The sequence below is a fragment of the Streptomyces sp. MMS24-W38 genome (assembly GCF_059889265.1).
This window is the reverse complement of record NZ_JCBCPP010000001.1, coordinates 2,102,267-2,128,143: the sequence shown is the minus strand read 5'-3', so window position 1 is coordinate 2,128,143 and position 25,877 is coordinate 2,102,267. Positions and strand designations below refer to the sequence as shown.

Here is a 25,877-nt window from a genome sequence, read left to right as displayed (position 1 = left end):
GCATCCGTTCAACGAAAGGACCCCGATCATGTCCCTCGGCAATCTGCCGCCCTCGGTGGAGGAACTGCGCGAGCGCACCCGCCGCTTCATCCGTGAGACCGTCATCGACGCCGAGCCCGTCCCCGGCGAACGACTGCAGGAGGACACACGCCTGCGGCTGCAGGCCGCGGCCAAGGAGGCCGGGGTCTTCGCCCCGCACGTGCCGACCGAGTACGGCGGCCAGGGCCTGTCCATCGAGCACTGGTCACCGATCCTTCAGGAAGCGGGCTACTCGCCCATCGGCCCCAGCGTGCTCAACTGCATGGCCCCCGACGAGGGCAACATGCACATGCTCAACCTCATCGCCACCGAGGAGCAGAAGAAGCGCTACCTCCTCCCGCTCGCCACCGGTGAGATGCGCTCCTGCTTCGGCATGACCGAGCCGCACCCCGGCGCCGGCTCCGACCCGACCGCGCTGCGCACCTCCGCCGTACCGGCCGAGGGCGGCTGGGTGATCAACGGCCACAAGCGGTTCATCAGCGGTGCCCTCGGCGCCGGCTTCTGCATCGTGATGGCACGCACCCCCCAGGTCGGGGACGCCCCCGAGGGCGCCACCATGTTCCTCGTCGACATGACCAACCCCGGCGTCCGCATCGGCGCCCCCATCCACACCGTCGACCGCTACATCGACGGCGGCCACCCGCACGTCCACCTGGAGGACTGCTTCGTCCCCGACGAGGCCGTCCTCGGATCGCCCGGTCAGGGCTTCCGGTACGCGCAGGTGCGGCTCGGACCGGCACGGCTCACCCACTGCATGCGCTGGCTCGGGCTCGCCCGGCGCTCCCTGGACATCGCCCTCGACCGGGCCGGGGAGCGGGAACTGTTCGGCGCTCCGCTGAACGCGCTCGGCCTCGCACAGAACCTGATCGCCGAGTCCGTCATCGACATCGAGACCTCCGACGCCATCATCGACAAGACGGCCGCGCTGCTCGCGAGCGACCCCCGGGCCGGCTCCGCGATGTCCTCGGTCGCCAAGGTGTACTGCTCGGAAGCCATCTCCCGAGTCATCGACCGGGCGGTCCAGCTGTGCGGCGGCGACGGCGTCTCCGACGGGCTTCCGCTGGCCCAGTACCTCAACGAGATCCGCCCGTTCCGCATCTACGACGGGTCCACCGAGACGCACAAGTGGGCCATCGCCCGCAGGGCGGCCAAGCAGCGCGGCGCCGCAGTCCAGGCCGGAGAGCGCCATCAGGGCACCGCCGTCGTGCGGGGCGAGGAGGCGTGATGGAAACCATCCCCGACGGCATCGAAGTCGTCGCCGACCGGGAGGCCGCGGAGCGGCTGACCGCCCCGCCGCTGCTCATCGTCGACGAGATCACCGGCTTCCTCGACAAGCACGGCATCGGCAGCGGCCCCCTCGCCTGGGGACGCATCGGCGACGGGCACTCCAACGTCACCTATCTGCTCCGGCGCGGCGACACCTCCGTCGTGCTGCGCCGCGGGCCGCGCCCGCCGCTGCCCAGGTCCACCCACGACATGGTCCGCGAGGCGCGCATCCAGCGGGCCGTGGGTGGCCACGGCGTCCCGGTGCCGGAGATCCTCGCCATCTGCGAGGACGACTCGGTGCTCGGAGTGCCCTTCTACCTGATGGGCCATCTCGACGGCGCCGTCATCACCGACACCGTCCCCGCCCACCTCGACGCCCCCCAGCGGCGCCGGGCCACGGGACTCGCGGTCGTCGACACCCTCGTCGACCTGCACCGCCTCGACGTCACCCGGGGCGAACTCGCCTCCTTCGGGCGGCCCGAGGGCTATCTGGGCCGGCAGGTCGAGCGCTTCGCAGGCCTGTGGGACGTCAACACCACGCGCAGCTTGCCGGCCGTGGCCAAGCTCGCCGACTGGCTCGCCGCCAACCTCCCGGCCAGCCAGGCCGCCACGGTGGTGCACGGCGACTACCGCATGGGCAACCTGATGTTCGCGCCCGACGGCCCGCCCCGGCTCCTGGCCGTCCTCGACTGGGAGATGGCCACCCTCGGCGACCCGCTCGCCGACCTCGGCTACCTCGTCGCCACGTACGCGGAGAAGGGGCAGTCCGTCACCCCGCTCGAACTCACCCCCGTCACGCGTGAGGAGGGATACCCCACCCGCGCCGAGCTCGTCCGGCACTACCACGCCGGTATGGACCACCTCGACCTCACCGCCCTCCCCTGGTACCAGACCCTCGCCCTGTGGAAGGCAGCGATCTTCTGCGAGGCCATCTACACCCGGTGGCTGCGCGGGGAGCGACCCCACGACCGCACCTTCGGACCCTCGCTCGAGGCAGGGGTCCCCCTTCTGCTGGAGGCGGCCGCCGCTCACGCCGCCGGCTGACCGCGGCGCCGGGCCGCACCCCGGCGCCCCCAGGCAACGCCCGCCCTGCCCACCCGGAGCAAAGGAGCTCTCGTGAGCGACGTACAGACATCCCGCGGCGCGCCGCACGAAGCCGGAGCGCAGGCCGGACCCTCGCTGCGTGCCAAGCGCAAGTCCCTCATGGCCAGCACGGTCGGCAACGTCCTCGAGTGGTACGAGTGGAGCGCGTACGCCGTCTTCACGCCGTTCATCGCCACGGCCATGTTCAACTCCCAGGACGCGGTCTCCGCCCTGCTGTCCACCCTCGCGGTGTTCGCGGTCGGCTTCCTCATGCGGCCCCTGGGCGGCATCGTCTTCGGCCGTGTCGCCGACCGGCGCGGGCGCAAGTTCGTGCTGATCACCACCATGCTGATGATGGCCGCGGGCAGCCTCGTCATCGGCTTCCTCCCGTCCTACGCCTCCATCGGAGCCTGGGCCTCGCTGATCCTGCTGCTGGCCCGGGTGGTGCAGGGATTCGCGCACGGCGGCGAGTCGGCCACCGCCAACACCTATGTGGCGGAGATCGCGCCGAGCCACCGGCGCGGCATGTGGGGCAGCATCGTCTTCGTCGCCATCTTCGGCGGTTCCGTCGTCGCCTACACCGTCGGCGGTGTGGTCACCTCCACCCTCTCGGAGAGCGCCGTCGCCGACTGGGGCTGGCGCATCCCGTTCTTCCTCGGCGCGTTCCTCGCTCTGGCGGCGCTCTACCTGCGCCGCAACATGGAAGAAAGCGACGTGTTCGAGAACGAGCAGTCCGGATCGGCGGACGCCGACCGGCCGGTCTCGCGCAAGCAGGTGACCCGGTCGGTGCTGCTGGTCGTCCTGATGACGTCCGGCATCACCTCGGCCCACTACACCTGGACCTCGTACGTCTCCACCTACGCCATCACCCAGCAGGGCATGGACCCCGGCGTCGCCTACTGGTGCTCCGTCGCGGCCCAGTGCATCGCGCTGGCGACGCTGCCGTTGTGGGGACACGTCTCCGACCGGGTCGGCCGCCGGCCGATGCTGATCGCCTTCGCGGTGCTGATGACGGCGCTGCACATGCCGCTCACCGGGATGATCGGCTCGGCGGGCTGGACCCTCTTCGTCGCCGCCACGGTGGCGCTCATCGTCGTGGCCATCCCCGGCGCGCTGCTGTCGGCCACCATGTCGGAGGCCTTCCCGACCAAGGTGCGCACCCAGGGCATCGGGTTCGCCTACTCCATCTCCGTCGCCCTCTTCGGCGGCACCGCCCCCTACCTCAACCAGCTCTTCATCGACCTGAAGATGGCGCAGCTGTCCGAGTTCTACATCATGCTGCTGTGCCTCTGCACCGGTGTCGCCGTCTACCTGATGAAGGAGACCAAGGGCATCGAGCTGAAGAACGCCTGAGGCGTGTCCCCGGAGGTCCGGTCTCGGCACCCGGAAAACCGAGCGTGCCGAGACCGGCCTCCCTCCCCTTACGGGTTACGGCAGGGCGTGGACGTGGGGGCCGACCGCGTTGGACCAGGCGTTGCCGGCGGTGGCGTCCCAGTTGGTGGACCAGGTCATGGCGCCGCGCAGGCCCGGGTAGGTCCTGGAGGGCTTGAAGGAGCCGCAGTTGGTGCCGCGTGTCAGGCAGTCCAGGGCGTTGTTCACCACGGTCGGGGAGACGTAGCCGCTGCCCGCGCCGCGGGTGGAGGCCGGGAGGCCGAGGCCCACCTGGGACGGGTCGAGGCCGCCCTCCAGCTGGATGCAGGCCAGCGCGGTCAGGAAGTCCACCGAGCCCTGGCTGTACACCTTTCCGTCGCAGCCCAGCATCGAACCGCTGTTGTAGTACTGCATGTTGACGACCGTGAGGATGTCCTTCACGCTCAGCGCGGTCTGGAAGTAGGAGTTGGACGTGGACTGCATGTCGATGGTCTGCGGAGCCATCGTCAGGATCATGCCCGGACCCGCCTTCGCGGACAGCGACCGCAGCGCCTGCGTCATGTAGGTCGCGTTGAGGCCGTTCTCCAGGTCGATGTCGACGCCGTCGAAGCCGTACTCCTGCATCACGGCGTACACGGAGTTCGCGAAGTTCGTCGCGGAGGTGGGGTTGTTCACCGACACGGTGCCCAGTTCGCCGCCCACCGAGATGACGACCTTCTTGCCGGCCGCCTGCTTGGCCCGCACGTCCGCCTTGAACTGGGCAACGGTGTAGCCGTTCAGGCCGGCCGTGTCCAGGTTGAAGGTGACCGCTCCCGGCGTGCCCGTCGCGTCCGCGAAGGCGACCGCGATGATGTCGTACTGGGCCGGGACGTCCGAGATGCGCTGCACCGCCGCGCCGTTGTTGAAGTTCTGCCAGTAGCCGGTCACCGCGTGCCTGGGCAGACCACCGCCTCCGCCGCCGTTCTCCCTCGTCCGGGCCGTCACCGCCGTCGACTTCGTCGACTCGCCCGCCGCGTTGGTGGCGGCCACCTGGAAGGAGTACGACGTCGAGGCCGCGAGGCCGGTCACCGTCGCCGACGTGCCCGACACCGCCGTCACCTTCGTACCGTCGCGGTAGACGGTGTAACCGGTCGCGCCCGACACCGCGTTCCACGCCAGCGACACCGACGACGACGTCGTACCGGAGACGCTGAGGCCGCCCGGCGTGGCCGGGACCGTGGGTTGCGGGTCACCGCCCCCGCCCCCGTCGGGGCCGAAGACCGACAGGTCGTCCGCGTAGTAGGCCTGCTGCCCGTACCAGCCGTGGGTGTAGACGGTCACCGAGGTGGTCGCGGAGCCGGTCCGGAAGCTCGTCGTCAGCTGCTTCCAGCTGCTGGAGTCCGGGGTCCAGGTCGAGACGTCCGTCGTACCGGTGCCGGTCACGCCCAGGTAGGCGTAGCCGCCCCGCACCCAGGAGCTCAGGGAGTACGTGGAGTCGGGCCGCACCGCGACGGTCTGCGTGCAGCGGGCGTTGTCCTGCCCGGACGGCGTGGCCTTGAGCGCGGCCGTGCCGCCGTGCACGGGGGACGAGACGGTCGTCCCGCTGCTCGCCGAGCAGGTCCAGTTGTTCAGGCCCGCCTCGAAGCCGGCGTTCTTGACGTTGTTGACGTCCGCCGCGACCGCCTGGCCCGCGCCCGCGAGGGGGAGGGTGAGGGCCAGGGCGGAGACGAGGGCGCCCGCCCACAGACGTCTGCGCCTGGGGCCTGGCGTGCTGGGTGCGCGATCCACTGGGGCCTCCGGTGGGGGAAGGGGAGATCAGGAGATGGGGAGATGGAGAGGAGGGAACGACGGTGGCCACCGTTGGGGATACAAAATGGTCCAGACCAATAGGCTTGTCAATGGGTCCGGACCATTCATCGGCCCCTCGGGCCGGCCACCTGCCGTGCCTCCTCGCTGCCCTGCGCCCCTTGCGCGTCAGTCCCGTGCCTTCCACAAGCGGTCCAGCAGCACCCCCAGCACACAGCCCGCCAGCAGCACGCCCGTCGACAACCAGAACGCGAGCGTCCCGACCCCCGCCCGGTCCCAGTGCAGTGACAGGGTGAGCACCTGGGCCGCGACCGGCACCGCGCAGGCCGCCGCCGCGTGCCGCGGCGGCACCTCCCGCCACGGCTCCGGATGCACCGACGCCGCCGCCCATGTCGCCAGCACCACGCACACCAGGTTCGGCAGATGCACCAGCCCCAGCGCCGCCCCGAACGACCCCACACCCTCCGGGCCCAGCAGGTGGTCGTACACCAGCGTCCCCTGCACCGCCGCCGTGACGACCAGGACGATCACGCCGGCCGCCCACGACCGTACGAGCGCGAGGGCGGGCGAACCGGCCCGCGTCGTGGTGTCGTAGCGGGTCATCAGGAACCTCCCCGTATCTCGAAGTAAAGGACCACCGCGAAACCCGCGGCCGCCGTGCCGCACCCCGCGAGGACGGCGAGCGATCCCGGCACCGGCGACCACCTGCCCCGGCCCGCCACCGTCACCGGCCGCCGCGCGTACGTCGACGCCGGCCGGCCGAGCAACGCCACGAGCAGAGCGGGTACGACGTATCCGGTGCCCGGCACCTCCACGGCCGGTGAACCTCCATGGCTAGTGGACCTCCACCGACTCGACGATCCGCCGTACATCGGCGTCGGAGAGCTTCCCCCGCTGGGCGTCGATCCGGATCTGGAAGGTCTGCTCGGTGGAGTCCAGGCCGGTCAGGATCACGCCGTTCACAGGTGTGCCCTTGGGCGGTCCGCCCTCCTCGCCGGCGGCCTTGAAGGTGAAGTCGATCCGGCGGGCCTCGTCCGCGCCGGCCAGCTCGATCTCCTTCTGGCCCTTGACGTCCGCGCCCATCTGGATGCCGGCCTCGGCGGCGATGGCCGCCCGTTCGGCGGAGTCCGCCTGGGTGAAGCCGAGCTGCACGGTGATCAGCGAGACGGTCCTGCCGCCCTCCGTGCGCGTGGCCGCGGCCGCGTTGAACTTGCTGCGCTCTTTCGCGCTCTGCTCCTCGTACCCCTCGGGGTACGACACGGAGACCCCCTTGGTCTTCAGCGTCCCCCAGCCGTCCGGCACCGAGGCGGAGCCGGAGGCGGAGTCGTCCGTGCCGCAGCCGGAGAGGGCGAGGGTGAGGGCCAGCAGGCCGGTGGTCAGGTACGTACTGCGGGGCTTCGGATGAGTCATCGGTGCGGGCTCCTTGTCCGGTCAGTCGGCACAGTAGCTATAGGGGACGTAGGAGCGGTTGTCCCCCTTGGGGGCGCCGAGGAACTGCGCGTCGGTCAGGGTCTCCGCCTTCTGCTCGGTGCTGATGGACAGGCCGAGGCTGAGTCCGAGGTTCAGCTCGAAGCCGTACTCGGCGGCGTTCACCTCACCCGTGTAGTTCATCCGGCTCGACTTGCCCTTGTCGAACATCAGCTGCCCGAACGGGTCGTCGGCACCGGGGCGGTCGGTGGGCGCGTTGTCGTCGAACATGTACTGGAACGGTGTCCCGAACTGCTCGTTGTTGCCGTCGAGCCACTGCTCGGCGACCGCCCGGTCCTGGTCGCCGGCCGGTCCCGGGTCGAAGGCCACGGTGTTGGTGACGATCTCGACCCCGTTGGGGCTGTCCGTGCCCTTCACGCTCCCGCTCCCGCCCCGCTTGTCCTTCCCGCTCTTGCCGTTGTCGCCGCCCAGCTTGGCGCCGTCCTTCTGGCTGCCCTCCTCGACGGTGCGGGTGGTGTCGATGCGGACCAGCTTGCCGGTGGCCTTGTCGTAGGTGACGGTGATGCTGCCGGTCTGCGTGGTGTTCGCCGAGGCGTCGCCGTTGAGCGCGCCCGCCTCGTAGCTCGCCTTGACGCCGTACTCGATGGACGAGGAGTACGTGTACGACCTGGTGTTCTTGTACGCGTTGTCGGTCCAGGTGACCTCGGGGGCGTACTTGAAGTTGCCGCCGAGCGTGGCGCTCAGCTTCTTCTCGTCGGCCACCGAGAACTTCAGGCCGGCCGCTGCCGAGGCCTCCAGGTTCACCTTGCCGTAAGTGATCTTCCGGTTGTCGCCGAGGTCCTTGCTGATCCGGTCCCGCGTCTCCTCCTCCTCCTTCAGCGGGCCGGTCCCGAACAGGTAGAGGATGCTGTCGCTCAGGGCCACCTCCCCGCCGTGCGGTGACCTCCGCCGCATCTCGTACATCTGCAGCGTCTCGACGTCGTCCCGGAACCGCTGGGCCTCCTCGGGGCTCTCGAAGACCCAGGTGTCACCGTTGGTGACCTTGATGCCGAGGCCGAGCTCCACCTTGTCGGTGCCGAACTTGCCGACCTTCATGCCGGGCTTGAAGTCCTTCTTCGCCGCCACGGACGCCGCGTCGGTGAAGGTCAGGTACACCATCTCGTCGTTGTCGTCGACCTTGCCGTCGCCGTTGACGTCCGTCTTCGCCTTGATCCGCTGTTCCTGGAAGCCGTACTCGTTGCCGATCTCCCAGAAGGCGATCTTCACCTTCGAGCCCGCCTTGTCGGTGACCGAGGAGACCTGGCACAGTGCCGGCTCGAAGTCGGCGTCGGTGAGCGGCTTGCCCTGCTCGTTCGCGCCGTTACCACCGGTTCCGCAGTTCCCGCCGCCGGTGACCCGGCAGACCTGGGCCGCGATCTCGTCGTAGAGCGACTGCCCGATGCCCGTGGCGGAAACCGCCAGGACGACGGCGGCGCTGACCACGATCATCCCGAGATACTCCGGGGCGGTCGCCCCCCGGTCGTCCCGGGCGTGTCTCCATCGCCCGCCCGTCCGTATGCCCCCGCGAGCCATACGGCACCCCTCCTCGCCCAGCAGCCTCGGTGTGGACCGCGAGCGTATGTACGGTCGTGGCCGGAAAGCGTGGGCCCGGGGGCCCAAACCGGGCCCAGTGTCGAAGCGGCGCACAGGGCCCACACGTCCCGTGCCGAATTGGGCCCGCCAAGATGCTCTACGTGTCCCGTTTTGGAGCATCTTGCGCGACGCCCGTTGCCGTTCGGCTACACAAACGCTGTTCTCCGGTCATGAAGCCGCGGATACAGTGCGGACGTAGTGACGCTGTGGAGTGGGCGCGGTGCACCTGGTGAAACAACCGGTGGGCCGCTGGGCAGGGGAAGAACGGGGGAACCGCGCGTGTCGACCGCCATCGCCGTGACCGGCGCCGACCTGGCGCTGCCGCCGCAGGACGAACGAACCCTGCCGGCCGTCGTGCTGCAGGACATCGAAACCCGCCCGCTCGAACAGGCGCTGACCGAACTGCAGACGCTCATCGAGCAGCACGGGCACGTCATCGTGGTCTCGTCCCCGGCCGCGCCCACCGCCGTCCAGCGGCGGCTGCACAGCCTGCGCTCCCTGTTGGAGACCGACCGGATCGCACTCTTCCAGCCCGACCTGCCACCGCTCGGACTGGCCGTCCTGGCCCGCCAGCTGCGGCAGCTGGCCTCGTGCGATCTCAGCCCCGGCGTGCTGGCCTCGGCCGGCCGGCTGCTGGTCCACTACATCCACGCCGGCGCCCTGCTGGGTTCGGTCGCCCGGCTCGACCGCGTCCCCGTGAACCTCAAGCAGCACGCCAAGTCCTGGCTCCCGGGCAGCCAGTTCGCCGTACTCGCCCACCCCCATCCGCAACTCGTGCGCCTCGGCCCGGAAGCCGTACTGGACGGACCGGAGTTCGGCACATGGATGCTCGTCGCCAAGGGCCAGCTCCAGTCCGACTGGGTCACCGGCACCCTGGCCCCGTCCTGGAACGTGCAGGGGCTGCGCGAGGTGTCACTGCCGACCGCGTCCCCGGGGTGGTGGGGGACCGGCAAGCTGATCGAGTTCTGCACCTACCTGCCCGACCTGTCCGTTCTGTATCAACTGGTCACGTCCGTGCGGCGCGGTGTCTGCCACTGGTGCGGCCTCGACGTCCTCGGCGACCGGTGCGTGTTCTGTTCGGCCACCCCGCCAGGCCACGACGCCCCACTCCAACCCCGCCCCGAAAACCGGACGGCCGCCGGGTGAGGCCCGAACACACGCGGCGCGCCGCGGTACCCGTGGCCCGGAGATCCTGCCCACGCCCGCCCGGGCGCCTGTTCACCACGCTCACCACACCCGACTCCGCTCGACCGATATCCCCAATGAGGTTGCACGGTTCATGAACTCCCGTCAGCGCCGCGGCGTGATACTCCTGCTCCTGTCGGTCCTGTGCGCCCTCGGCGCGTTCGCCGGCGTGCTGTCCGTCATCAGTGACGTGAACTCCAAAGTCGGCCCCGAGGTCGCCGCGTACCGGCTGAAGACCAGCGTGGCGCCCTACACCGAGCTCAGTACCGGCCAGTTCGAAAAGGTCCGGATGCCCGAGCGGTGGCTGTCCCAGAACGCCGTCACCGACCTGGACGAGATCCAGGGCAAGATCGCCGTCACCACGCTGCGGAAGGGCTCTCTTCTGCAGAACGACATGATCGTGAACCAGCCCGCCCTGAAGCCGGGGCAGCAGGAGGTCGCCATCATGATCGATGCCGCGACCGGTGTCGCCGGCAAGATCACACCGGGATCGACGGTCAACGTCTACGCCACCTTCGCCGGAGCGCGGCAGGGCGACCCCGCCCAGTCCAAGATCATCGTAACGAACGCCCAGGTCCTCGACGTCGGCCGGATCACCGCCCTCGAGCCCGGGGAGGACGAGCGAGGGCGGCAGCCCACCGACGGCGTCCCGATCACCTTCGCGCTGTCCACCATCGACGCCCAGCGCATCACCTACGCCGAGTCGTTCGCCCAGCGTGTCCGGCTCGCGCTGGTCGCCCCCGGCAGCGACACCACCGTCCCGGACTCCCAGCGGACGTACGAACTCGCAAAGGACAAGTGAGAGCCGCATGCCCACGAGGATCCTCCCGGCGGTCGGCGACGCGGACGCGGTGCGGTCCATCACCACACTGCTCAGTCAGCTTCCGGACGCCGAGCCGGTGGCTCCGGTGGCCGACTCCACCCAGCTCATCGACACCCTCGCGCGCCTGGCCGCCGAGTCGGTCGACGAGCTGCCCGAGGTCGTGGTCGTCCACGAGCGGATCGGTCCCGTCCCGGCACTGGAGCTGATCCGCGAAGTCGCCCTGCGCTTCCCCGCCGTCGGCGTCATCCTCGTCACCTCGGACGCGAGCCCCGGCCTGTTCCAGGCCGCGATGGACTACGGCGCCCGCGGCCTGATCGCCCTCCCGCTCAGTTACGAGGAACTCGGCAGCCGCGTCCAGGCGGTGGCCCAGTGGTCGGTCGGCGTACGCCGTCATCTGGGCGCGAGCGGCGACGTCTTCACCGGCGTCGGCGGCACCGTCGTCACGGTCAGCGGGGCGAAGGGCGGCGTGGGGACGACCCTGACGGCGATCCAGCTGGCCCTCGCCGCACAGGCGTCCGGCCGAGCCGCGGCCCTGGTCGACATGGACCTCCAGACCGGCGACGTCGCCTCCTACCTGGACGTCCAGTTCCGTCGCTCGGTCGTCGACCTCGCGGCGGTCACCGACATCTCCCCGCGCGTCCTCGCCGACGCCGTCTTCCGGCACGACACCGGTGTCGCGCTGCTGCTCGCCCCCGCCGAGGGCGAACGCGGCGAGGACGTCACCGACCGCGCCACCCGGCAGATCGTCAGCGCCCTGCGCTCCCGCTACGAGGTCGTCGTCATCGACTGCGGAGCCCAGCTCGGCGGGGCGGGCGCGGCGGCGGTCGAGATGGCCGACACGGCGCTCCTGGTCACCACGCCGGACGTGGTGGCGGTCCGGGGCGCCAAGCGGACGGTGCGGATGTGGGAGCGGCTACAGATCCGCAAGGCCGAGGAGACCACGGTGGTCGTCAACCGCCACACCCGGGCCACGGAGATCCAGCCCCCGCTGATCCAGAGGATCACCGGCACCGTGGTCGCGGCGACCGCGGTCCCCGCCAACTTCAAGGAACTGCAGAGCGTCGTGGACGCGGGCCGGGTCCACGAGCTGGAGAGCAAGAGCGCGGTGAAACAGGCCCTGTGGGGCCTGGCCGGCGAACTCGGCCTGGTCAAGGCCACCGAGGGTGCCCACAAGGCCGGTCGGCTGCGCGGCGACCGGGGATCGGTCAGCCTCCGGCGGCGCAAGGACCAAAAAGAATGAGGAGGTCGACGATGCCGACGATGCGAAGGGCGCGTGACCGAGTCCGGAACCGGGAACGGGACCGGGACCGGGGCCAGGTCACCATCGAGTTCCTCGGTATGACACCGGCGATTCTGGTGACGTTGGTGGTGCTGTGGCAGCTCGTGCTGGTGGGATACACGTTCACCCTCGCGGGGAACGCCGCGGACGAGGCGGTGCGGGCGGGGACGGCGTCGGAGCCGGCCTGGCGCCAGGGCGCCTGCAGCGAGGCCGGGTTGGACAAGCTGCCCGACGCGTGGAAGGGCGCCGCGACGGTGAACTGCACGACGGCGGGCGGGCATGTCACGGCCGAAGTGAAGCTGAACGTCCCCGTGCTGTTCCCCGGCACAGCCGACTTCCCCTTCGACGTGACGGGCACCGCGGGTGCGGTGGAGGAGGTGGACTGACATGCCGTACCACCACGGGCGCCGTGACCGGGGCCAGGCGGCGATCGAGTTCCTGGGATTCATCCCGGTCCTGATCATCGTCGGCATGGCCGTCGTACAACTCGGCCTGATCGCGTACACCGCCCAGCAGGCCGGCACCGCGGCCCGAGCCGCGGCGCGCAGCGCCTCGCTCGACCGGGGCACCGGGCAGGCCTGCACCGCCGCCGTCAGCGGCTGGCTCGCCGACGGCACCGACTGCCGGGCCGCGTACGGCGGCGACGAGGTCACCGTCACCGCCACGATCGACATCCCCTCGATCGTCCCCGGCTGGGACTTCGACCCGGCACGGAAGTCCGCCACGATGCCGATCGACCACTGACGCCGCCGCCCGGCCGCCGGTCACCACACCGACTGACCGCCGGTCACCACCACCACCGACCGGCCGTCGGCCACCGACGACCGTCCAGGACGAAAACGAGGAGAGGAGCACCGGACTCATGAGTCTGCGGGCACGTATCAACTCCCCCGAGGAGAAGGGAAGCAGGGGCGAGGACGGTCACCGGGTCGCCGCCTACCGCGCCAAACTCCTCGAGGAGATCGACCTCGCGGAGATGAGTTCGATGGCCGCCGCCGAGCGCCGGGTGCGCCTGGAGCGGGTGCTCGGGCACATCATCAGCCGCGAGGGCCCGGTCCTGTCCACGGTCGAACGCTCCCAGCTGATCCGCAGGGTCGTCGACGAGGCCCTGGGCCTCGGCATCCTGGAACCGCTCCTGGAGGACGCCTCCATCACGGAGATCATGGTCAACGGCCCCGACACGATCTTCGTCGAGCGCGGCGGCAGGGTGGAACAACTGCCCCTGCGCTTCGCCTCCAACGACCAGCTCATGCAGACGATCGAGCGCATCGTCTCGACCGTCAACCGCCGCGTGGACGAGTCCAACCCGATGGTCGACGCCCGCCTCCCCTCCGGTGAACGCGTCAACGTCATCATCCCGCCGCTGTCCCTGACCGGTGCCATCCTCACCATCCGCCGCTTCCCGCGCTCCTTCACCCTCCAGGAACTCATCGGGCTCGGCTCCCTCGACGAGCCCATGCTGTACCTGCTCGCCGGTCTGGTGCAGGCGCGGTTCAACGTCATCGTCTCGGGCGCGACGGGCACCGGCAAGACGACCCTCCTCAACGCGCTGTCCGGGCTGATCCCGGAGGGCGAACGCATCATCACCATCGAGGACTCGGCCGAACTCCAGCTCCAGCAGCCGCACGTCATCCGCCTGGAGTCCCGCCCGCCGAACGTCGAGGGCAAGGGCCGGGTCACCATCCGCGACCTGGTGCGCAACTCGCTGCGCATGCGCCCCGACCGCATCGTCGTCGGCGAGGTCCGCGGCGGTGAGTCCCTGGACATGCTCCAGGCCATGTCCACCGGCCACGACGGCTCCCTCGCCACCGTCCACGCCAACAGCGCAGAGGACGCGCTGATGCGACTCCAGACACTCGCCTCCATGTCGGAGGTGGAGATCCCCTTCGTGGCTCTCCACGACCAGATCAACAGCGCCGTCGACGTCATCGTCCAGCTCACCCGCTTCGCCGACGGCGCCCGCCGCATCACCGAGATCGCCCTGCTGGAGAGCCACGGGGGCGAACCGTACCGGCTGGCCACGGCCGCCCGCTTCAACGCGCAGCCGATGACCGCCGACGGCCGGATCCACGGCGCGTTCGAGTACCACCCGCTGCCGCGTCGCACCGCCGACCGCCTCTACATGGCGAGCCAGGCCGTTCCCCAGGCCTTCGGCATCGCCCAGTCCACCGACCAGCTCGCCGCCCGAGAAGCCAGGTAGGAACCGTCCCCATGGATCTGCAGAACCTGATCACGCTGACCACGGGCGTCGCCCTGCTGACCTGCGTCCTCGCCGTCGTGGGCGTGCACTCCTACGCCATGGGCAAGTCGCAGCGGCAGGTGCTGGTGGACCGGCTCTCGGCCACCGGCCAGATCCCCGTCGTCGGCCGCCGGCGCCACTTCCACGGCCTGGACCGCCGCCTGCGCCGCACCAGGACCGGCAAGAAACTGGAACTGCGCCTGGCGGCCACCGGCCTGGACATCACCCCGGGCGAGTTCTTCGTCGCCATGCTCGCCACGGTCGCCGGCCTCTGGCTCACCGGCCAGGCCATGCTGGCCCCCTTCTTCGGCCCGCTCGCCGGACTCCTGGGCGTCTGGGTGACCTTCCAGTTCCTCAACTGGCAACGCCAGAAACGCATCGAGAAGTTCATCAACCAGCTTCCGGAGCTGTCCCGCATCCTCGCCAACGCCACCCAGGCCGGCCTGGCCCTCCGTACCGCGATCGGCATGGCGGCGGAGGAACTGGAGGCCCCGGCGGGCGAGGAACTGGCGAAAGTGGCCGACCAACTGGCGGTGGGCGCCTCGATGGACGACGCACTGGGCGAACTCACCGACCGCCTTCCCTCCCGCGAGCTGGTCGTCCTGGTCACCACCCTGGTGCTGTCCAACCGGGCCGGCGGCCATGTGGTGAGCGCGCTGCGCAACCTGACGGAGACGCTGGAGGAGCGCAAGGAGACCCGGCGCGAGGTCCGCACCCAGCTCTCCCAGGTCAGCATGACGTCGTACGCCGTTCCCGTCCTGGGCGTCGGCTCCCTGTTCCTGATGAACGGGGTGAAGGACGGCGCGCTGGAACGCATGACCGACTCCCCGGTCGGCCAGGCCGCGGTCGTCGTCGCCTTCGGGCTGTACGCCGTCGGCTTCGTCCTCATCCGCCGCATGTCCCGCATCGACGTCTGAGCGGAGAGGAGCAACCGACATGGCACTTCTGCTCGCACTGACCATGGCCATCGGCGTCTGGGGCGTCTTCGCCGGCATCCGCATGTACCGGGCCGAGGCGAAACTCCCCAGCGACCTGGCCCTCGCCCTGGAGGTCGGCTCCACCCGCACCGGCGCGGTCGACTCCCTGGTCGACCGCCTCGGCATGCGCTACGCCCCGGCCGTCCTGCGGGCCATGGGCCCCAAGCAGGTCGCCAAGTACCGCCGCAAGATCGACCTGGCGGGCAACCCCGGCGGCCTCACCATCGACCGCTACGCCGCCCGCCGCGCGGTCTACGGGGCCCTCGGCGGCGTCGGCTTCCTGGTCTTCCTCATGCGCGGCCAGCTCTTCGTGGCCCTGCTGCTGCTCGCCTTCGGCGCGTTCTGGACGGAGGTCGGCATCTGGTCGGCGATGCGCATCCGCAAGGACGAGATCGAGCGCACGCTGCCCGACTTCCTGGACGTCCTCGCGGTCGTGGTGAGCGCGGGCCTCGGCTTCCGCCAGGCACTGGACCGCGTGGCCTCGCGGTACGAGGGCCCCTGGGCGGACGAACTGCGCATCACCCTGCGCCAGATGGACCTCGGCATGAGCCGCCGCCAGGCCTTCGCGGAACTCCGGAGGCGGAACGACTCCGAACAGGTCGCCATGTTCGTCACGGCGCTGCAGCAGGGCGAGGAGCTGGGTGCCCCGATCGTCGACACGCTGGTGGCGCTGGCGAAGGACATGCGCCGCACGGACGCGCAGAACGCCCGCCGCAAGGCCGCCCGCGCGGTCCCCAAGGCCACCATGATGATCACCACGTTCATGGTCCCGGCCACGATGATCCTGCTCGGCGCCGGCCTGATCCTCGGCTCCGGCACCGACTTCGGCTCGATCACGGGCGAGTAGGACGGGGCAGGGTGCCATGACGATCGAGAGGGAACGCACGGTGCGGCTCCGCCGCATCCCCAGGGCCGCGGAGATCACCACCCCACCGGCGGGCACGGTCCTCCCGGAGCACGTCCGCACGGGAGCGCCGGACATCCCGGTGACGTCGGTGACGCCGGCGCTGCCACCGGGCTGGGGGCCGACGGCAGCGGGCCGGGTGAACGCCCCGGCAGCCGACGCCGACGCCCGGTCCTCCCAGGGACCACCCGCGGCCGACGGCGGAAGCCGCACAGGTGGTGCGGGTGGGAACGAGATCCCGCCGTCCGGAAACCGGGACACCCTCCACGCACCCGCACCGGACGTCGACATCCAGATCAACGCCCTTCAGGCCCTGTGCCGACAGGTGTTCGGTTTCCGGCTGGCGATGATCGCACTGGCCACCCCCGCCGCCCTCCTCAACGCGAGCCCCGGCTGGGGCACCCGCCTGGTCGGCATCGCCGTGGTGGTCACCTTCATGGCCTCCTACGTCCTCTTCCGGGACTGGGAACGCTTCGGCCCCCTCCTCCTGCGCCACCCCACGCTGCTCGCGGTGGACACCGCCTTCGGTGCCCTGCTGCTCATCTCGGCGGGCCCGGACACCACCCTCGCCTACGTCAGCGTCTGCACGCCGCTGCTGGCCGGCCTGGTCTACGGCTGGCGGGGCGCGGCCGTCTTCGCGTCCCTCCAGGGCCTGATCCTGCTGCTGGTCTACGCGGCCGTGGAGAACCCGCACGCGAGCCTGGCGGAGACCTCGCTCCTGCCCGGCCTCTGCGTGGTCGCGGGGGCGGCCGGCTCCACCCTGCGCGGCCTGATGCTCCGCTTCGGCGCGGCGACCCAGGCCCTCACCACGGTCCAGGCCCGCCTGGCCGTCACCGAGGCGGTCGGCGCGGAACGCGCCCGCCTGGCCCGGGAGATGCACGACTCGGTGGCCAAGACGCTACACGGGGTCGCCCTGGCGGCGGACGGACTGGCCGGTTCGGCGGGCGCACGGCACATGGGCCCGGAGTTGGTGAAGCAGCAGGCGGAACTCGTCGCCCGCTCGGCCCGCCGCGCGGCGGCGGAGTCCCGTGAACTGTTGGCCGACCTGCGCCGCGAGTCCGACCCGGCCCAGGGCACGGACGTCCTGGAGGAACTGGCGGCCCGCACCCATGATTTCAGCACACGCACCGGCCTGACGGCGGCCTACAGCCTGACCGGCGACCACACGGTGGTCCCACCGGTGCCCCCGGCTGTGGCCCGCCAGATCCTCACCATCGCCTCGGAGGCCATGGAGAACGCCCACCGCCACGCGGAACCGACCCGGGTCGACGTCCGCGCGGGCGTCCACGGCGGCCTGCTCCGCATCAGCGTCCACGACGACGGCCGCGGTCTCCCGTCCGGCACCAGCCTCGAACAGCTCCGCCGGGCAGGCCACTTCGGCCTGGTCGGCATGGTCGAGCGGGCCGCCTCCGTCGGGGCCCGCATCCGCATAGGCCGGGGCACACAGGCCCACGGCACGGAGGTCCGTCTGGAACTCCCGTTGGCGGCCGTGACGACGCCGGGCCCGAACCCGGCGGAAGGCAGGGCCGCATGACCGAGCAGACGCCGTACCCGTCCCCCCACTCCCGGAGAGGAGGCAGCCCCGTGCAGCCACCGCCGAACCCCTTCGAGAACGCCCCACCGCCCGCCGTGCTCCGGGTGGTCGTGGCCGACGACAACCCGGTGGTCCGCGCCGGCCTCACCGCCCTGCTCTCCGGCCGCGAGGACATCTCGGTCGTGGCGGAAGCGGCGGACGGGAGGCAGGCGTACGAGGCGGCCCACGAACACCGCCCCGACGTCGTCCTCCTGGACGTCCGCATGCCGGGCGTGGACGGCATCTCCGCCCTCCCGTACCTGGTGCAGATCGCCCCGGTCGTGATGCTGACGTACAGCAGGGAGTCGGAGATCGTCCAGGAGGCCCTGCGCAGGGGAGCGGGCGGCTACCTGGTCCACGGCGAGTTCACGGCGGACCAGCTGGTGTCGGCGGTACGGGACATCAAGCACGGCAGACCGCACTTCACCCCGACGGCGGCCGGAGCATTGCTGGCGCAACTGCGTCAGGGGATGGGTGCGGGTCAGGCGCTACCGGAGGGGCTGGGGCAGACGGGGGTCATTCCGCCGAGTGCGCAGGTGAGTTCGAATGAATTCGGGCTTCCGCGCATCCCGGCTCCGCCTACTTCTTCGGAAAACCTTTCGCGACTGCAACCGAATGTGGCACAGTCGACGTCTGGGTGGGCAAGTGGCCGCCCGGCTGCTCCCGACAGGTCTAGGTTCCAACTGAGCACCAGGGAGGCGGAGATCATGGACCTCATCGCGTCCGGCATGACCAACCAGCAGATCGCCGCCACGTGCTTCATCAGCGAGAAGACGGTCAAGAACCACATCAACCGCATCTTCGCGAAGCTCCACAGCACCAGCCGTTCCGAGGCCGCCGCGAAGTGGCTCGGCACGGCACCGGGTTCGGACCTAGGGACGGGTGACCTGCGGTGACGGTACGGGGGACGAGGAACCGGGCCGGTGATTGGGCCCGGAATTGGGCCCTGGGGCCCTCTGGCGGGCGGGGGAATTCGCCGTACCTTACTGATGTCGAAAGCGGCACCGCGAAGAAAGCGGAAGCCGCAACCGCGTCAGCCGGAGGGGAACACCATGAGCAACTGGATCAACACGACGGTCACGTACCTCCAGTCCCGCACAGCCCGCAACGACAAGGGCCAGACCGCGGTGGAGTACCTGGGCATCATCGCGGTGGTCGTGGCGATCGTACTGGCGATCACGGGAACGGATCTTGGTCAGTCGATCTACACTGCCATCACCCAGCAGATCGCCGAGGTTACCGGCGGAAACTGATGCGGCTTCGCAAGTTCGGCGACGCAGGGCAGGCCTTCCCCATCTACATCACGGTGGTGGGGGGCCTGCTCTTCCTCGCGTTCGCGTACTTTGCGGTCGGCCAGGCCGCGGCGAATCGGAACGACGCGCAGACGGCAGCTGATGCCGCCGCCCTCGCGGAGGCCCAGGACAAGCGGGACAAGCTCGCAGGGGCCTGGGTGGACAGTCTCCTTGACCCGACCGAGTGGCAGGACATCTTCGACGGCAAGGGCTTGGGGCTCGCTCCTTCGTGTTGGAGAGCGCATCAGCTCGCAGAGCAGAACGACGCCGTTGTGCGGAGCTGTGTTCCAGACGGTTTGCTGGCTTACACGGTTGAAGTCGAGACGAACGGCACCGTGGGAGACTCCATCGTGCCCGGCACAGAAGACATGAGATCGCGGGAGACCGCCACTGCTGTGATCGAGCCGCGTTGCACATTCGAGCTTCCCGTGGGGGATGAGGATGCGGGGGACGACACGTTGCCCCTGCTCACCTGCAAGGACAGGGACTGGGACTTGGACCCCAAAGCTCCCAAGGATCTCCTCCCCAAGCCCGAGGACCTCTTTGACGTCCACCTGGCCGACTGACAAGCGAACGACGAGTGACTAAGGAAGCAGAGACATGAGCATTCGGTTCACGAGGCGGGCTCGCAGGGGGATGGTCGCGTTGACCCTTGCAGCCGGACTATCCCTGGGAGCGGCTGGGTGCAGCGACGAAGGCGGTGACGGTAAGCCGGAAGCCTCGACATCTGCCTCCAAGGGAGAAGGCTCCGATCCGAGTGCGCAAGAAGGGGAGTCGAAAGAACCGCTGGCTGAGCTGAAGGGGCCTTCCGGCCTCATGCTCAAGATCACCGAAATGCAGCGGGATTCGGGCGGCTTCCTGACTGTCAGCGGTGATTTGAAGAACGATGGCAGTAAGGTCGCTGTCGTTCCAGCTCAGTTGAGCGGGAACGAAACTGAGATCATTAGGAACGGCAGGTCGCTTGGCGGAGCCACTCTGGTGGACTCCAAGGGGAAGAAGCGCTATTACGTGCTGCGGGACACGGACGGTCGACCGCTCACGACAACCAACTTTCCTAACCTGAAGGCTGGTGAGTCCTTGCCCGTCTTCATGCAGTTCCCCGCACCTCCTGCGGATGTGACCGAGTTGACGTTCCAGCTGCCCATGTTTTCGGCTGGTGCCATCAAGATCGCAGAGTGAGGCTCACATGAACACGACCTCACTTGTTGCCACGTATACGCGGTTCTCTCTCACTGCCACCGCCGCTACGGCCCTGGTGGCTACATGTGTCCTCGGCGTTGGATCGGCGCATGCCGCCGACAGCCCCAGCGTCCCCCCAGGCACCGAAGCCACCGCCTCCGCCCCCGTGGAACTCGACCCCAACGACCCGGACCTCAAGCTCCCGGACGGCGCCACCCTCGCGGAGCCCAAGGTCCTGGACATCAAGCAAGTCGTCGAAGACCAGAGCGGCGACGAACGTCGCGAGGACACCAACTCGGACGTGAAGTTCGCGCTCCAGGCCGAAGTCCTGTTCGGCAAGGACAGCGCCAAGCTGAGCGCGCAGGCGAAGTCCCGTATCTCCACGATCGCCGAGGAGATCAAGACGCAGAACGCGACGAAGATCCGCGTCTTCGGCTTCACGGACAACCTCGGCTCGTCCGCGCACGGCGACGTCCTGTCCCGCCAGCGTGCGAACGCCGTACACGGTGTCCTCGAGCAGGAGCTGAACGACTCCGACCTCACGTACGAGGTACGCGGCTACGGCGAGCAGTACCCGATCGCCGACAACTCGACGGAGGCCGGCCGCAAGAAGAACCGCAGGGTGGAGATCTCCTTCCCCCGCACGGAGAGCTGACTACAGCAGGTGATCGGCCTTGCCCGCCTTGATCTCCAGGATCAGGGAGCGCAGGGCCTCTCTGCTGTCGGTCAACGGGTGCTCCTCCTGCCCGGCGACGGCGATGTAGGCGTTGCCCTCGGCGTCGGTCCCTATGCGGAAACAGTTGTTGCCTTCGGCGCAGAACGGCTCTTCCCAGTGGATCCCGGCCATGACGGCTCCTCAGAGGTGGCGTGTGAGTGAGTGGATGAAGTCGCGGGAGGCGTGCGGATCGAGTGACCTCTCGTGCCACCAGTCCATGTGCGAACGGTACTTCGTGAGCTGTGCGTCAGCGTGAGTGAACTCCCCGCCATGTGCGGAGTCCAGCTGCACGGTGTCGAGTTGGGGAACCACTCCGTGTGCGTAGAGAACCGCGTGTCCGGCCCCAGGGAACGCGCCGGCCTCGACGGGGAGAACGCGTAGGTCGACGTTGTCGCGCTCGGACATCTCGCACAGGTGCTCCAACTGCTCCCGAGTGTTGCGGAGTCCCCCGAACTGCATGCGCAAGGCGCACTCGTGCACATAGGCCACGTACTCAACCGCAGGCTCACGCTCCAGGACCTTCTGTCGCTGCATGCGCAGAGCCACCCGCAGCTCGACTTCCGACCTGGGAAGGGGTGGTAGCGCCGAGTCGAAAACGGCGCGTGCGTACCCGCTCAGCTGTAGGAGTCCGGGGACGTGCACGGTCTGCAGACTGCGCAGTCGCGTGGCGTTCCACTCCAACTCTGCTACGTCTAAAAGGCCTTGAGGAAGCTGGCCCTTGTAGTGCTCCCACCAGCCGCGTCGGCGTGACGCCACCATGGCGATCAACGCGTCGATGTAAGCCTGATCCGTGCACTCGTAGCTGTCGGCGAGTATCTGGATGCGCTCAGGCGAGATCGTGCGAACTCCCGCCTCCATGTTGGAGACCTTGGTCCTGTCCAGCCCGAGCAGCCCGGCAGCGTACTCCGTGGTCCGCCCTGCCGCGATGCGCAGCCTCCGCAGCTCAGCGCCAACTCGTCGCTGTCGCACGGTGGGTGTGGCACGTGTGGGCATCGACACCTTCCTCCCCGCGGTTGGAGACCCAGTCTGCCCTCACTTACGCGTTCGACCCAAACTCATTGGAGGCATTTTCCTTGCATGAAGTGGCACTCGTGCCACACCTGACCGTACATTCAGTCATGGGTCGACTACGGCCCGCACCGTTCCGGAAGGGCATCGCGCGAGCCTGCCCGCACTCTCCTGCCCTGGGAGGGGCGCGTTCGCGTCAGGGAGACGAGCCACTGGGCGGAGCCACGAACCACCTGTTGCCCGAAGGAGTCGCCATGCTCGAATCGACCGCCCTCTGCCCGATCGTCACCCCCGTCGACAAGCCGCCCACTCCGCAGACCCCCGCCACTCTCAACTACAGCCTCACCCTCCCCCCGGCCCTGCAGAGCCCCGCCATCGCCCGTACCGCCACCCGGTCGATCCTGCGGGCCCACGGCCTGGACGACATGACCGACGCGGCGGTACAGGTCGTGGGCGAACTGGCCGCCTGCGCATGCCGCCTGGCCCCCACGGCCCAGGTGTACGTGTCCCTCCGGTACCGGGACGACACCCTGCGCGTGGTCCTCTACGACGCACACCCCCGCCACACGCACCCCCGCCTGGCGGCCTCGTGTGACGCCCGCCGCCGGGCCGCACTCAGGGTGCTCGCGTGCGTCGTCAGGGCGTGCGCCGGCGACTGGGGCTTCGGCGACGCGCGGGAGCCGGGCGGAGGCACCCGTATGTGGGCCGTCCTGCCCAGGGAAGGCGCGTCCGCATACGTGGACGGAAAGCCGTAGAGGCTCCGTCACCCCTCTTCCCGCACCACCTCTACCCGCACCCCCGCCCGCAGGCTCCACCCCGCCATGGTCCCGGCCTCCGCCTCGATCACATGCCGTGCCCGGATCCTCGGCAGCCCGAGTCGCCCCGGCGGCATGGTGCGCACGGCGATGACGCGGAGACGCCGGTCGAGGTAGGCGACGTCGATGGGCATGCGCATACGGAAGGTGTGGATGCTGTTGGCGGGGGAGAGGAGCAGTGCGCCGTCGAGGGCGTCCCGCCCCAACAGCCCCTTGGTACGCGCCCGATAGGAGCCGGCGATCTCCAGCGGTACGCGTACAGCAGGCCGGCTGTCCTCGCCGGGGATGACCAACTCCCCACGCCCGTCATGCCAGCGCGCCATCAGCGACCCACCCCGCCCCTTCACTCCACCGCCGAACGATCAACCGTCCACACCGAACCTATCCCCGCCAGGCCCCGGAAGTCAGCTCCTGCGCGGTTGGCGGGACGGGGAGGGCGGCCAGGGCCGCCCTGGCGATCGCGGTGGCCGACGACCTCACCCGACTCCCGCTCTACGTCTTCCGGCTGTCGCCTCACGCCGGGCGCTTCACCCAGTCGACGAGCCGGGCCCACCGGCCACCCCCCGGTCGGCTCGGCGCCGGTCCCGATCGGGACATCGCCTCGGCCGTGCGCGCACCCGTGCGCCCCGCGGGCCCACACGCGCACCGCTGAGTCGCGGGCACGCCCGCGAGCACCTGCTCCACATGTCTCCCGCAGCCCTCGTAGGTCACCTTCCGGCACGACCGGCAGACAGCACGCTGACACATGACTCCCCTTCGACAACATCTTCATCTGCGATCTGAGACATTCACATACGCGCCACAAATGGCTCCAGTGTTTGCAGCCTCTCCGTGAGTGGCGGAATTAATTCGACGGGAGTTCGGCCGTCAGGTCGAATCGTGATCCAAGTGGCCTCGCCGAGGCTCCCCCGAATGTCCGGACAAGAGAGGCGGACGGGCATATTCGTCGCTTGGCGCAACTCGCCACGTGCTGTCAACCGGTCTGCGGGAAAAGCCTCCTGAAGTTGCCCGGGATACCGGAACAGTGGTTGCATCACGCCTGAACGTGGTGACGGAAAGTCGAAGTATGGCGCTGTGCCTACATTCTGGACTCTTTGAGATCGTCGACCGAGCGCAGCCAGGACAAACACCGAGAACGGCAACCGCCCACCCCGAACGGGCGGTGTGCGCCGGTCAGGAGGGAGCGACGTGAGTTGCTCGCACGCCGCAGGATGTCCCCTTTTCCCGCTCCTCAGGGCGAGCTTGCAAGGTTGGCGCGACTACTACTGCGACAGCGACGGCCAGTGGCACGACTGCGCCCGCTACCAGTTGGCACTCACCGGCGAGCCCGTGCCCATCAGCCTGCTGCCCAACGGAGCCCGCGCGCGGCATCTCGAACCCGTGGCCGACACGAACGGGTCCGGCGTGAACGGGCCTGGCGCGAACGGGCCCGGCGTGGCCGACCCGAGCCGGGCGCCCCGGCAGACCCCGCCGCCGGCGCCGGAGAGCGTGCCCCCGTTTGAACCGGTGCCCCCGTCGGCCCCCGTACTGCACCACCGACCGTCCCCACTCACACAGACGCCCCACCCGCCGGACCGCGTCGCTCGGCACACGCGGAGAGCCCCCCGCTCGAAGCGCGGCTGGTGGGCTCGGATCGCCGACTGGATGAGAGGCCCCGCATGAGTACCTACTGGCCCTGGTGGGCAGGCGCTGTCGGACTTGCTCTGGTCACCATCACCTACACCCTCCTCACCGATCGGTCTTTCGGGGTGTCGTCGGCGTGGGACCGCGTGTTGCACTGGCGCAGCGAACGCCGCATCGAGCGGATGGACGAGGAGTTCGCCGACGATCAGGCTCTCGCCGACGCGCTCGCCGCAGCCACCGCGGAGCACTTCGGTACCCGCCCCGGCCCCGGCTCCGGCGTGACCACCTCGCCGCTGGTCGCGTACGGGAAGCCGCAGCCGCTCGAGTCGGACAACGAACCGACGCCGAGTGAGAGCCCGTCGGCCGCGAGCCTGCGTCCGGTCCCGCTGGTCACCCAGGCTGCCCTGCTGGTGTCGATCTTCCTCGGCGGACTGATCGCCGCGGTCACCTCCGGGCGGTTCCAACTCCGCTTCGACATGGGCCCGGGTTTCAAGGACCTGGTCACCGCCGACTCGGCTGCCATGATCGGCCTGTTGTTCCTGGGCGGCGTGCTGGTGGGCTTCGGCACCCGACTGGCCGGCGGGTGCAGCTCCGGCCACGGACTCAGCGGCTGCGGGCGTCTGCGCCCGGTCAGCATCGTGGCGACCGCTGTCTTCTTCGGTACCGCCGTCGCGGTGTCGTTCCTCCTGTGGAAGGTGATCTGATGCGTACCCGGGGAACGATCCTGCTGGCCAACATCATCACCGGACTGGCCCTCGGTTACACCGTCACCAACATCGGCTTCGGGGACTACGCCGAGCTGAACCGCATGTTCACCTTCCAGGACCTGCGCATGTTCTTCTCCTTCGCGGGTGCCGTCGGGATCATCGTGTGCGTGTTCGCTCTGCTGCGGGTCCGCCGCACCCCGGGGCGCATCCACGCCGGTGTGATCCCCGGCGCGGTGCTGTTCGGTACGGGCTGGGCGATCTCGGGTGGCTGCCCGGCGATCCCGATCATCCAGGTCGCCAGCGGATACCTGCCCGCCCTGATCACCATCGTCGGCGTCGCCGTCGGTATCGGGCTGTGCCGCTGGGCCAACGCCCGGTACTTCCACCTCGACCGCGGCTCCTGCGGTCTGTGACCCCAGGGCTCCGGCCGGCGCCGCGTGGTTCGGGCATAGGCCGTCGGTCGGACGGTGTTCACGTTGCCGCAATTCGCGTGGGCGAAGCTGCGCGGAAGGGGAGCGTGCAGTGGAGGGGACCGCGCGACCCCTCCAACGCTTTCAGCGCCTCCATCGCTTCCGACCGGAGCCTGCCTGTTCTTCAGCCCGTCGTTCCGTCATGGGGGCGCCGGAGGCGGGGTCAAGTGGGCGTTCCTGGTGGGGTCACCCGTCGGGGGGACGGCTGGAAGGGTCGGTGTGGTGGGGGCCGGTCGCGGGTGGGTCGCGCCACGCCGGGCACGATGTCCGTGTATTGCCTGTTTCTTCCGGGAGGAACGGCTTCATTTCGGCCGTCGAAGTGCCTGGAATGCGGGGTTCAGCGGTCGCCGGGGCGTCGCCGGACGGTTTCGGAGAGTAGTTTTTGCCCGCCGATGCACGCAGCATCACTTACGAAGGGTTATGGTGGAAACCCCCCCTCGGGCCGGTCCGTATCCCCCCCCCACGGACCGGCCCGTTTTTCTGG

General features: G+C 69.6%; 29 protein-coding genes. 20 read left to right on the top strand and 9 right to left on the bottom strand.

Annotation, left to right across the window (positions count from 1 at the left end):
• The first annotated feature begins 28 nt into the window (after positions 1-28).
• The 3 genes from AC6F7H_RS08395 (at position 29) to AC6F7H_RS08385 (ending at position 3,741) form a co-directional block, all read left to right on the top strand.
• The gene (locus AC6F7H_RS08395; protein ID WP_202276549.1) at positions 29-1,264 is read left to right on the top strand and encodes an acyl-CoA dehydrogenase family protein; all 1,236 of its coding nucleotides are present in this window, start codon (positions 29-31) and stop codon (positions 1,262-1,264) included.
• Entirely contained in the window at positions 1,264-2,349 is a 1,086-nt protein-coding gene (locus AC6F7H_RS08390) for a phosphotransferase family protein (RefSeq protein ID WP_500756232.1), read from the top strand. The genes AC6F7H_RS08395 and AC6F7H_RS08390 overlap by 1 nt, the downstream gene beginning before the upstream one ends.
• Before the next feature lie 72 nt (positions 2,350-2,421).
• The gene (locus tag AC6F7H_RS08385) at positions 2,422-3,741 is read left to right on the top strand and encodes an MFS transporter (protein WP_500756231.1); all 1,320 of its coding nucleotides are present in this window, start codon (positions 2,422-2,424) and stop codon (positions 3,739-3,741) included.
• Between the two features lie 75 nt (positions 3,742-3,816).
• Here the strand turns inward: AC6F7H_RS08385 and AC6F7H_RS08380 are convergent, their stop codons facing one another.
• From AC6F7H_RS08380 to AC6F7H_RS08360, 5 genes are all read right to left on the bottom strand, one after another.
• Entirely contained in the window at positions 3,817-5,526 is a 1,710-nt protein-coding gene (locus tag AC6F7H_RS08380) for a chitinase (RefSeq protein ID WP_500756230.1), read from the bottom strand.
• A gap of 186 nt (positions 5,527-5,712) precedes the next feature.
• On the bottom strand, positions 5,713-6,147 hold the full coding sequence (locus tag AC6F7H_RS08375; RefSeq protein ID WP_500756229.1) for a hypothetical protein: 435 nt from the start codon (positions 6,145-6,147) through the stop codon (positions 5,713-5,715).
• The gene (locus AC6F7H_RS08370; protein ID WP_500756228.1) at positions 6,147-6,359 is read right to left on the bottom strand and encodes a hypothetical protein; all 213 of its coding nucleotides are present in this window, start codon (positions 6,357-6,359) and stop codon (positions 6,147-6,149) included. The genes AC6F7H_RS08375 and AC6F7H_RS08370 overlap by 1 nt, the downstream gene beginning before the upstream one ends.
• Positions 6,360-6,378: 19 nt before the next feature.
• The gene (locus AC6F7H_RS08365) at positions 6,379-6,954 is read right to left on the bottom strand and encodes a hypothetical protein (protein WP_500756227.1); all 576 of its coding nucleotides are present in this window, start codon (positions 6,952-6,954) and stop codon (positions 6,379-6,381) included.
• Positions 6,955-6,975: 21 nt separating this feature from the next.
• On the bottom strand, positions 6,976-8,460 hold the full coding sequence (locus tag AC6F7H_RS08360) for a hypothetical protein (RefSeq protein ID WP_500756226.1): 1,485 nt from the start codon (positions 8,458-8,460) through the stop codon (positions 6,976-6,978).
• A 441-nt stretch (positions 8,461-8,901) separates the two neighbouring features.
• Here AC6F7H_RS08360 and AC6F7H_RS08355 point away from each other — a divergent pair, with 441 nt between their 5' ends.
• The 14 genes from AC6F7H_RS08355 to AC6F7H_RS08290 all read left to right on the top strand — a co-directional run bounded on the left by AC6F7H_RS08355 (position 8,902) and on the right by AC6F7H_RS08290 (position 20,710).
• On the top strand, positions 8,902-9,750 hold the full coding sequence (locus AC6F7H_RS08355) for a hypothetical protein (protein ID WP_500761713.1): 849 nt from the start codon (positions 8,902-8,904) through the stop codon (positions 9,748-9,750).
• A 133-nt stretch (positions 9,751-9,883) separates the two neighbouring features.
• Positions 9,884-10,591, top strand: a complete 708-nt coding sequence (gene cpaB, locus AC6F7H_RS08350) for a Flp pilus assembly protein CpaB (RefSeq protein WP_500756224.1) — start codon at positions 9,884-9,886, stop codon at positions 10,589-10,591.
• A gap of 7 nt (positions 10,592-10,598) precedes the next feature.
• Positions 10,599-11,852 carry a CpaE/TadZ family protein gene (locus AC6F7H_RS08345; protein WP_500756223.1) on the top strand — a complete coding sequence of 418 codons (1,254 nt, stop codon included), beginning with the start codon at positions 10,599-10,601 and terminating at the stop codon, positions 11,850-11,852.
• 11 nt (positions 11,853-11,863) lie between these two features.
• Positions 11,864-12,277 (top strand): pilus assembly protein, encoded by a 414-nt coding sequence (locus tag AC6F7H_RS08340; RefSeq protein WP_500756221.1) that lies wholly within the window; start codon positions 11,864-11,866, stop codon positions 12,275-12,277.
• A gap of 1 nt (position 12,278) precedes the next feature.
• Complete coding sequence (locus AC6F7H_RS08335; protein ID WP_500756220.1) at positions 12,279-12,635, top strand: TadE/TadG family type IV pilus assembly protein; 357 nt, start codon at positions 12,279-12,281, stop codon at positions 12,633-12,635.
• Between the two features lie 118 nt (positions 12,636-12,753).
• Positions 12,754-14,091, top strand: a complete 1,338-nt coding sequence (locus AC6F7H_RS08330) for a TadA family conjugal transfer-associated ATPase (RefSeq protein ID WP_500756218.1) — start codon at positions 12,754-12,756, stop codon at positions 14,089-14,091.
• 11 nt (positions 14,092-14,102) lie between these two features.
• The gene (locus tag AC6F7H_RS08325) at positions 14,103-15,047 is read left to right on the top strand and encodes a type II secretion system F family protein (RefSeq protein ID WP_500756216.1); all 945 of its coding nucleotides are present in this window, start codon (positions 14,103-14,105) and stop codon (positions 15,045-15,047) included.
• Between the two features lie 19 nt (positions 15,048-15,066).
• Positions 15,067-15,954: a DUF5936 domain-containing protein gene (locus tag AC6F7H_RS08320; RefSeq protein WP_500756214.1), complete on the top strand. Its 888-nt coding sequence runs from the start codon at positions 15,067-15,069 to the stop codon at positions 15,952-15,954.
• 16 nt (positions 15,955-15,970) lie between these two features.
• Positions 15,971-17,545 (top strand): sensor histidine kinase, encoded by a 1,575-nt coding sequence (locus AC6F7H_RS08315; RefSeq protein ID WP_500756213.1) that lies wholly within the window; start codon positions 15,971-15,973, stop codon positions 17,543-17,545.
• Positions 17,542-18,480 carry a response regulator gene (locus AC6F7H_RS08310; protein WP_500756212.1) on the top strand — a complete coding sequence of 313 codons (939 nt, stop codon included), beginning with the start codon at positions 17,542-17,544 and terminating at the stop codon, positions 18,478-18,480. Before AC6F7H_RS08315 ends, AC6F7H_RS08310 begins: the two co-directional genes overlap by 4 nt.
• 156 nt (positions 18,481-18,636) lie before the next feature.
• Positions 18,637-18,837, top strand: a complete 201-nt coding sequence (locus AC6F7H_RS08305) for a Flp family type IVb pilin (protein ID WP_500756210.1) — start codon at positions 18,637-18,639, stop codon at positions 18,835-18,837.
• Entirely contained in the window at positions 18,837-19,442 is a 606-nt protein-coding gene (locus AC6F7H_RS08300; RefSeq protein WP_500756209.1) for a pilus assembly protein TadG-related protein, read from the top strand. The genes AC6F7H_RS08305 and AC6F7H_RS08300 overlap by 1 nt, the downstream gene beginning before the upstream one ends.
• A gap of 34 nt (positions 19,443-19,476) precedes the next feature.
• The gene (locus tag AC6F7H_RS08295) at positions 19,477-20,055 is read left to right on the top strand and encodes a hypothetical protein (protein ID WP_500756207.1); all 579 of its coding nucleotides are present in this window, start codon (positions 19,477-19,479) and stop codon (positions 20,053-20,055) included.
• 7 nt (positions 20,056-20,062) lie between these two features.
• Positions 20,063-20,710, top strand: a complete 648-nt coding sequence (locus AC6F7H_RS08290) for an OmpA family protein (protein WP_500756206.1) — start codon at positions 20,063-20,065, stop codon at positions 20,708-20,710.
• On the opposite strand, the gene AC6F7H_RS08285 is transcribed toward AC6F7H_RS08290, so the two are convergent.
• Together AC6F7H_RS08285 and AC6F7H_RS08280 are read right to left on the bottom strand one after the other, a co-directional pair.
• A complete protein-coding gene (locus AC6F7H_RS08285) occupies positions 20,711-20,902 on the bottom strand; it encodes a hypothetical protein (protein ID WP_500756205.1) in 192 nt (63 codons plus the stop codon).
• 9 nt (positions 20,903-20,911) lie between these two features.
• Positions 20,912-21,763 carry a helix-turn-helix domain-containing protein gene (locus AC6F7H_RS08280; protein ID WP_500756204.1) on the bottom strand — a complete coding sequence of 284 codons (852 nt, stop codon included), beginning with the start codon at positions 21,761-21,763 and terminating at the stop codon, positions 20,912-20,914.
• 269 nt (positions 21,764-22,032) lie between these two features.
• Here AC6F7H_RS08280 and AC6F7H_RS08275 point away from each other — a divergent pair, with 269 nt between their 5' ends.
• Positions 22,033-22,533, top strand: coding sequence for an ATP-binding protein (locus tag AC6F7H_RS08275; protein WP_500756203.1), 501 nt, complete (start codon positions 22,033-22,035; stop codon positions 22,531-22,533).
• 8 nt (positions 22,534-22,541) lie between these two features.
• Here AC6F7H_RS08275 and AC6F7H_RS08270 read toward each other — a convergent pair whose 3' ends face one another.
• On the bottom strand, positions 22,542-22,916 hold the full coding sequence (locus AC6F7H_RS08270; RefSeq protein WP_500756202.1) for a DUF192 domain-containing protein: 375 nt from the start codon (positions 22,914-22,916) through the stop codon (positions 22,542-22,544).
• A 190-nt stretch (positions 22,917-23,106) separates the two neighbouring features.
• The gene (locus AC6F7H_RS08265; protein WP_500756201.1) at positions 23,107-23,340 is read right to left on the bottom strand and encodes a DUF8730 family Cys-rich protein; all 234 of its coding nucleotides are present in this window, start codon (positions 23,338-23,340) and stop codon (positions 23,107-23,109) included.
• Between the two features lie 911 nt (positions 23,341-24,251).
• On the opposite strand from AC6F7H_RS08265, the gene AC6F7H_RS08260 reads away from it, so the two are divergent.
• Together AC6F7H_RS08260 and AC6F7H_RS08255 are read left to right on the top strand one after the other, a co-directional pair.
• Complete coding sequence (locus AC6F7H_RS08260) at positions 24,252-24,920, top strand: YeeE/YedE family protein (RefSeq protein ID WP_500756199.1); 669 nt, start codon at positions 24,252-24,254, stop codon at positions 24,918-24,920.
• Positions 24,920-25,336 carry a YeeE/YedE thiosulfate transporter family protein gene (locus AC6F7H_RS08255; protein ID WP_500756197.1) on the top strand — a complete coding sequence of 139 codons (417 nt, stop codon included), beginning with the start codon at positions 24,920-24,922 and terminating at the stop codon, positions 25,334-25,336. The genes AC6F7H_RS08260 and AC6F7H_RS08255 overlap by 1 nt, the downstream gene beginning before the upstream one ends.
• Positions 25,337-25,877 lie beyond the last annotated feature (541 nt).

What these genes read in the sequence shown, in the direction of transcription:
- AC6F7H_RS08305 (WP_500756210.1), top strand. Translation starts at nt 18,637, where the DNA reads ATGAGCAACTGGATCAACACGACGGTCACGTACCTCCAGTCCCGCACA.
- AC6F7H_RS08390 (WP_500756232.1), top strand. Translation starts at nt 1,264, where the DNA reads ATGGAAACCATCCCCGACGGCATCGAAGTCGTCGCCGACCGGGAGGCC.
- AC6F7H_RS08260 (WP_500756199.1), top strand. Translation starts at nt 24,252, where the DNA reads ATGAGTACCTACTGGCCCTGGTGGGCAGGCGCTGTCGGACTTGCTCTG.
- AC6F7H_RS08365 (WP_500756227.1), bottom strand. Translation starts at nt 6,954, where the DNA reads ATGACTCATCCGAAGCCCCGCAGTACGTACCTGACCACCGGCCTGCTG.
- AC6F7H_RS08330 (WP_500756218.1), top strand. Translation starts at nt 12,754, where the DNA reads ATGAGTCTGCGGGCACGTATCAACTCCCCCGAGGAGAAGGGAAGCAGG.
- AC6F7H_RS08295 (WP_500756207.1), top strand. Translation starts at nt 19,477, where the DNA reads ATGAGCATTCGGTTCACGAGGCGGGCTCGCAGGGGGATGGTCGCGTTG.
- AC6F7H_RS08270 (WP_500756202.1), bottom strand. Translation starts at nt 22,916, where the DNA reads ATGGCGCGCTGGCATGACGGGCGTGGGGAGTTGGTCATCCCCGGCGAG.
- AC6F7H_RS08280 (WP_500756204.1), bottom strand. Translation starts at nt 21,763, where the DNA reads ATGCCCACACGTGCCACACCCACCGTGCGACAGCGACGAGTTGGCGCT.
- AC6F7H_RS08320 (WP_500756214.1), top strand. Translation starts at nt 15,067, where the DNA reads ATGGCACTTCTGCTCGCACTGACCATGGCCATCGGCGTCTGGGGCGTC.
- AC6F7H_RS08290 (WP_500756206.1), top strand. Translation starts at nt 20,063, where the DNA reads ATGAACACGACCTCACTTGTTGCCACGTATACGCGGTTCTCTCTCACT.
- AC6F7H_RS08300 (WP_500756209.1), top strand. Translation starts at nt 18,837, where the DNA reads ATGCGGCTTCGCAAGTTCGGCGACGCAGGGCAGGCCTTCCCCATCTAC.
- AC6F7H_RS08275 (WP_500756203.1), top strand. Translation starts at nt 22,033, where the DNA reads ATGCTCGAATCGACCGCCCTCTGCCCGATCGTCACCCCCGTCGACAAG.
- AC6F7H_RS08335 (WP_500756220.1), top strand. Translation starts at nt 12,279, where the DNA reads ATGCCGTACCACCACGGGCGCCGTGACCGGGGCCAGGCGGCGATCGAG.
- AC6F7H_RS08375 (WP_500756229.1), bottom strand. Translation starts at nt 6,147, where the DNA reads ATGACCCGCTACGACACCACGACGCGGGCCGGTTCGCCCGCCCTCGCG.
- AC6F7H_RS08315 (WP_500756213.1), top strand. Translation starts at nt 15,971, where the DNA reads ATGACGATCGAGAGGGAACGCACGGTGCGGCTCCGCCGCATCCCCAGG.
- AC6F7H_RS08340 (WP_500756221.1), top strand. Translation starts at nt 11,864, where the DNA reads ATGCCGACGATGCGAAGGGCGCGTGACCGAGTCCGGAACCGGGAACGG.
- AC6F7H_RS08285 (WP_500756205.1), bottom strand. Translation starts at nt 20,902, where the DNA reads ATGGCCGGGATCCACTGGGAAGAGCCGTTCTGCGCCGAAGGCAACAAC.
- AC6F7H_RS08325 (WP_500756216.1), top strand. Translation starts at nt 14,103, where the DNA reads ATGGATCTGCAGAACCTGATCACGCTGACCACGGGCGTCGCCCTGCTG.
- AC6F7H_RS08360 (WP_500756226.1), bottom strand. Translation starts at nt 8,460, where the DNA reads ATGATCGTGGTCAGCGCCGCCGTCGTCCTGGCGGTTTCCGCCACGGGC.
- AC6F7H_RS08310 (WP_500756212.1), top strand. Translation starts at nt 17,542, where the DNA reads ATGACCGAGCAGACGCCGTACCCGTCCCCCCACTCCCGGAGAGGAGGC.
- AC6F7H_RS08265 (WP_500756201.1), bottom strand. Translation starts at nt 23,340, where the DNA reads ATGTGTCAGCGTGCTGTCTGCCGGTCGTGCCGGAAGGTGACCTACGAG.
- cpaB (WP_500756224.1), top strand. Translation starts at nt 9,884, where the DNA reads ATGAACTCCCGTCAGCGCCGCGGCGTGATACTCCTGCTCCTGTCGGTC.
- AC6F7H_RS08395 (WP_202276549.1), top strand. Translation starts at nt 29, where the DNA reads ATGTCCCTCGGCAATCTGCCGCCCTCGGTGGAGGAACTGCGCGAGCGC.
- AC6F7H_RS08255 (WP_500756197.1), top strand. Translation starts at nt 24,920, where the DNA reads ATGCGTACCCGGGGAACGATCCTGCTGGCCAACATCATCACCGGACTG.
- AC6F7H_RS08345 (WP_500756223.1), top strand. Translation starts at nt 10,599, where the DNA reads ATGCCCACGAGGATCCTCCCGGCGGTCGGCGACGCGGACGCGGTGCGG.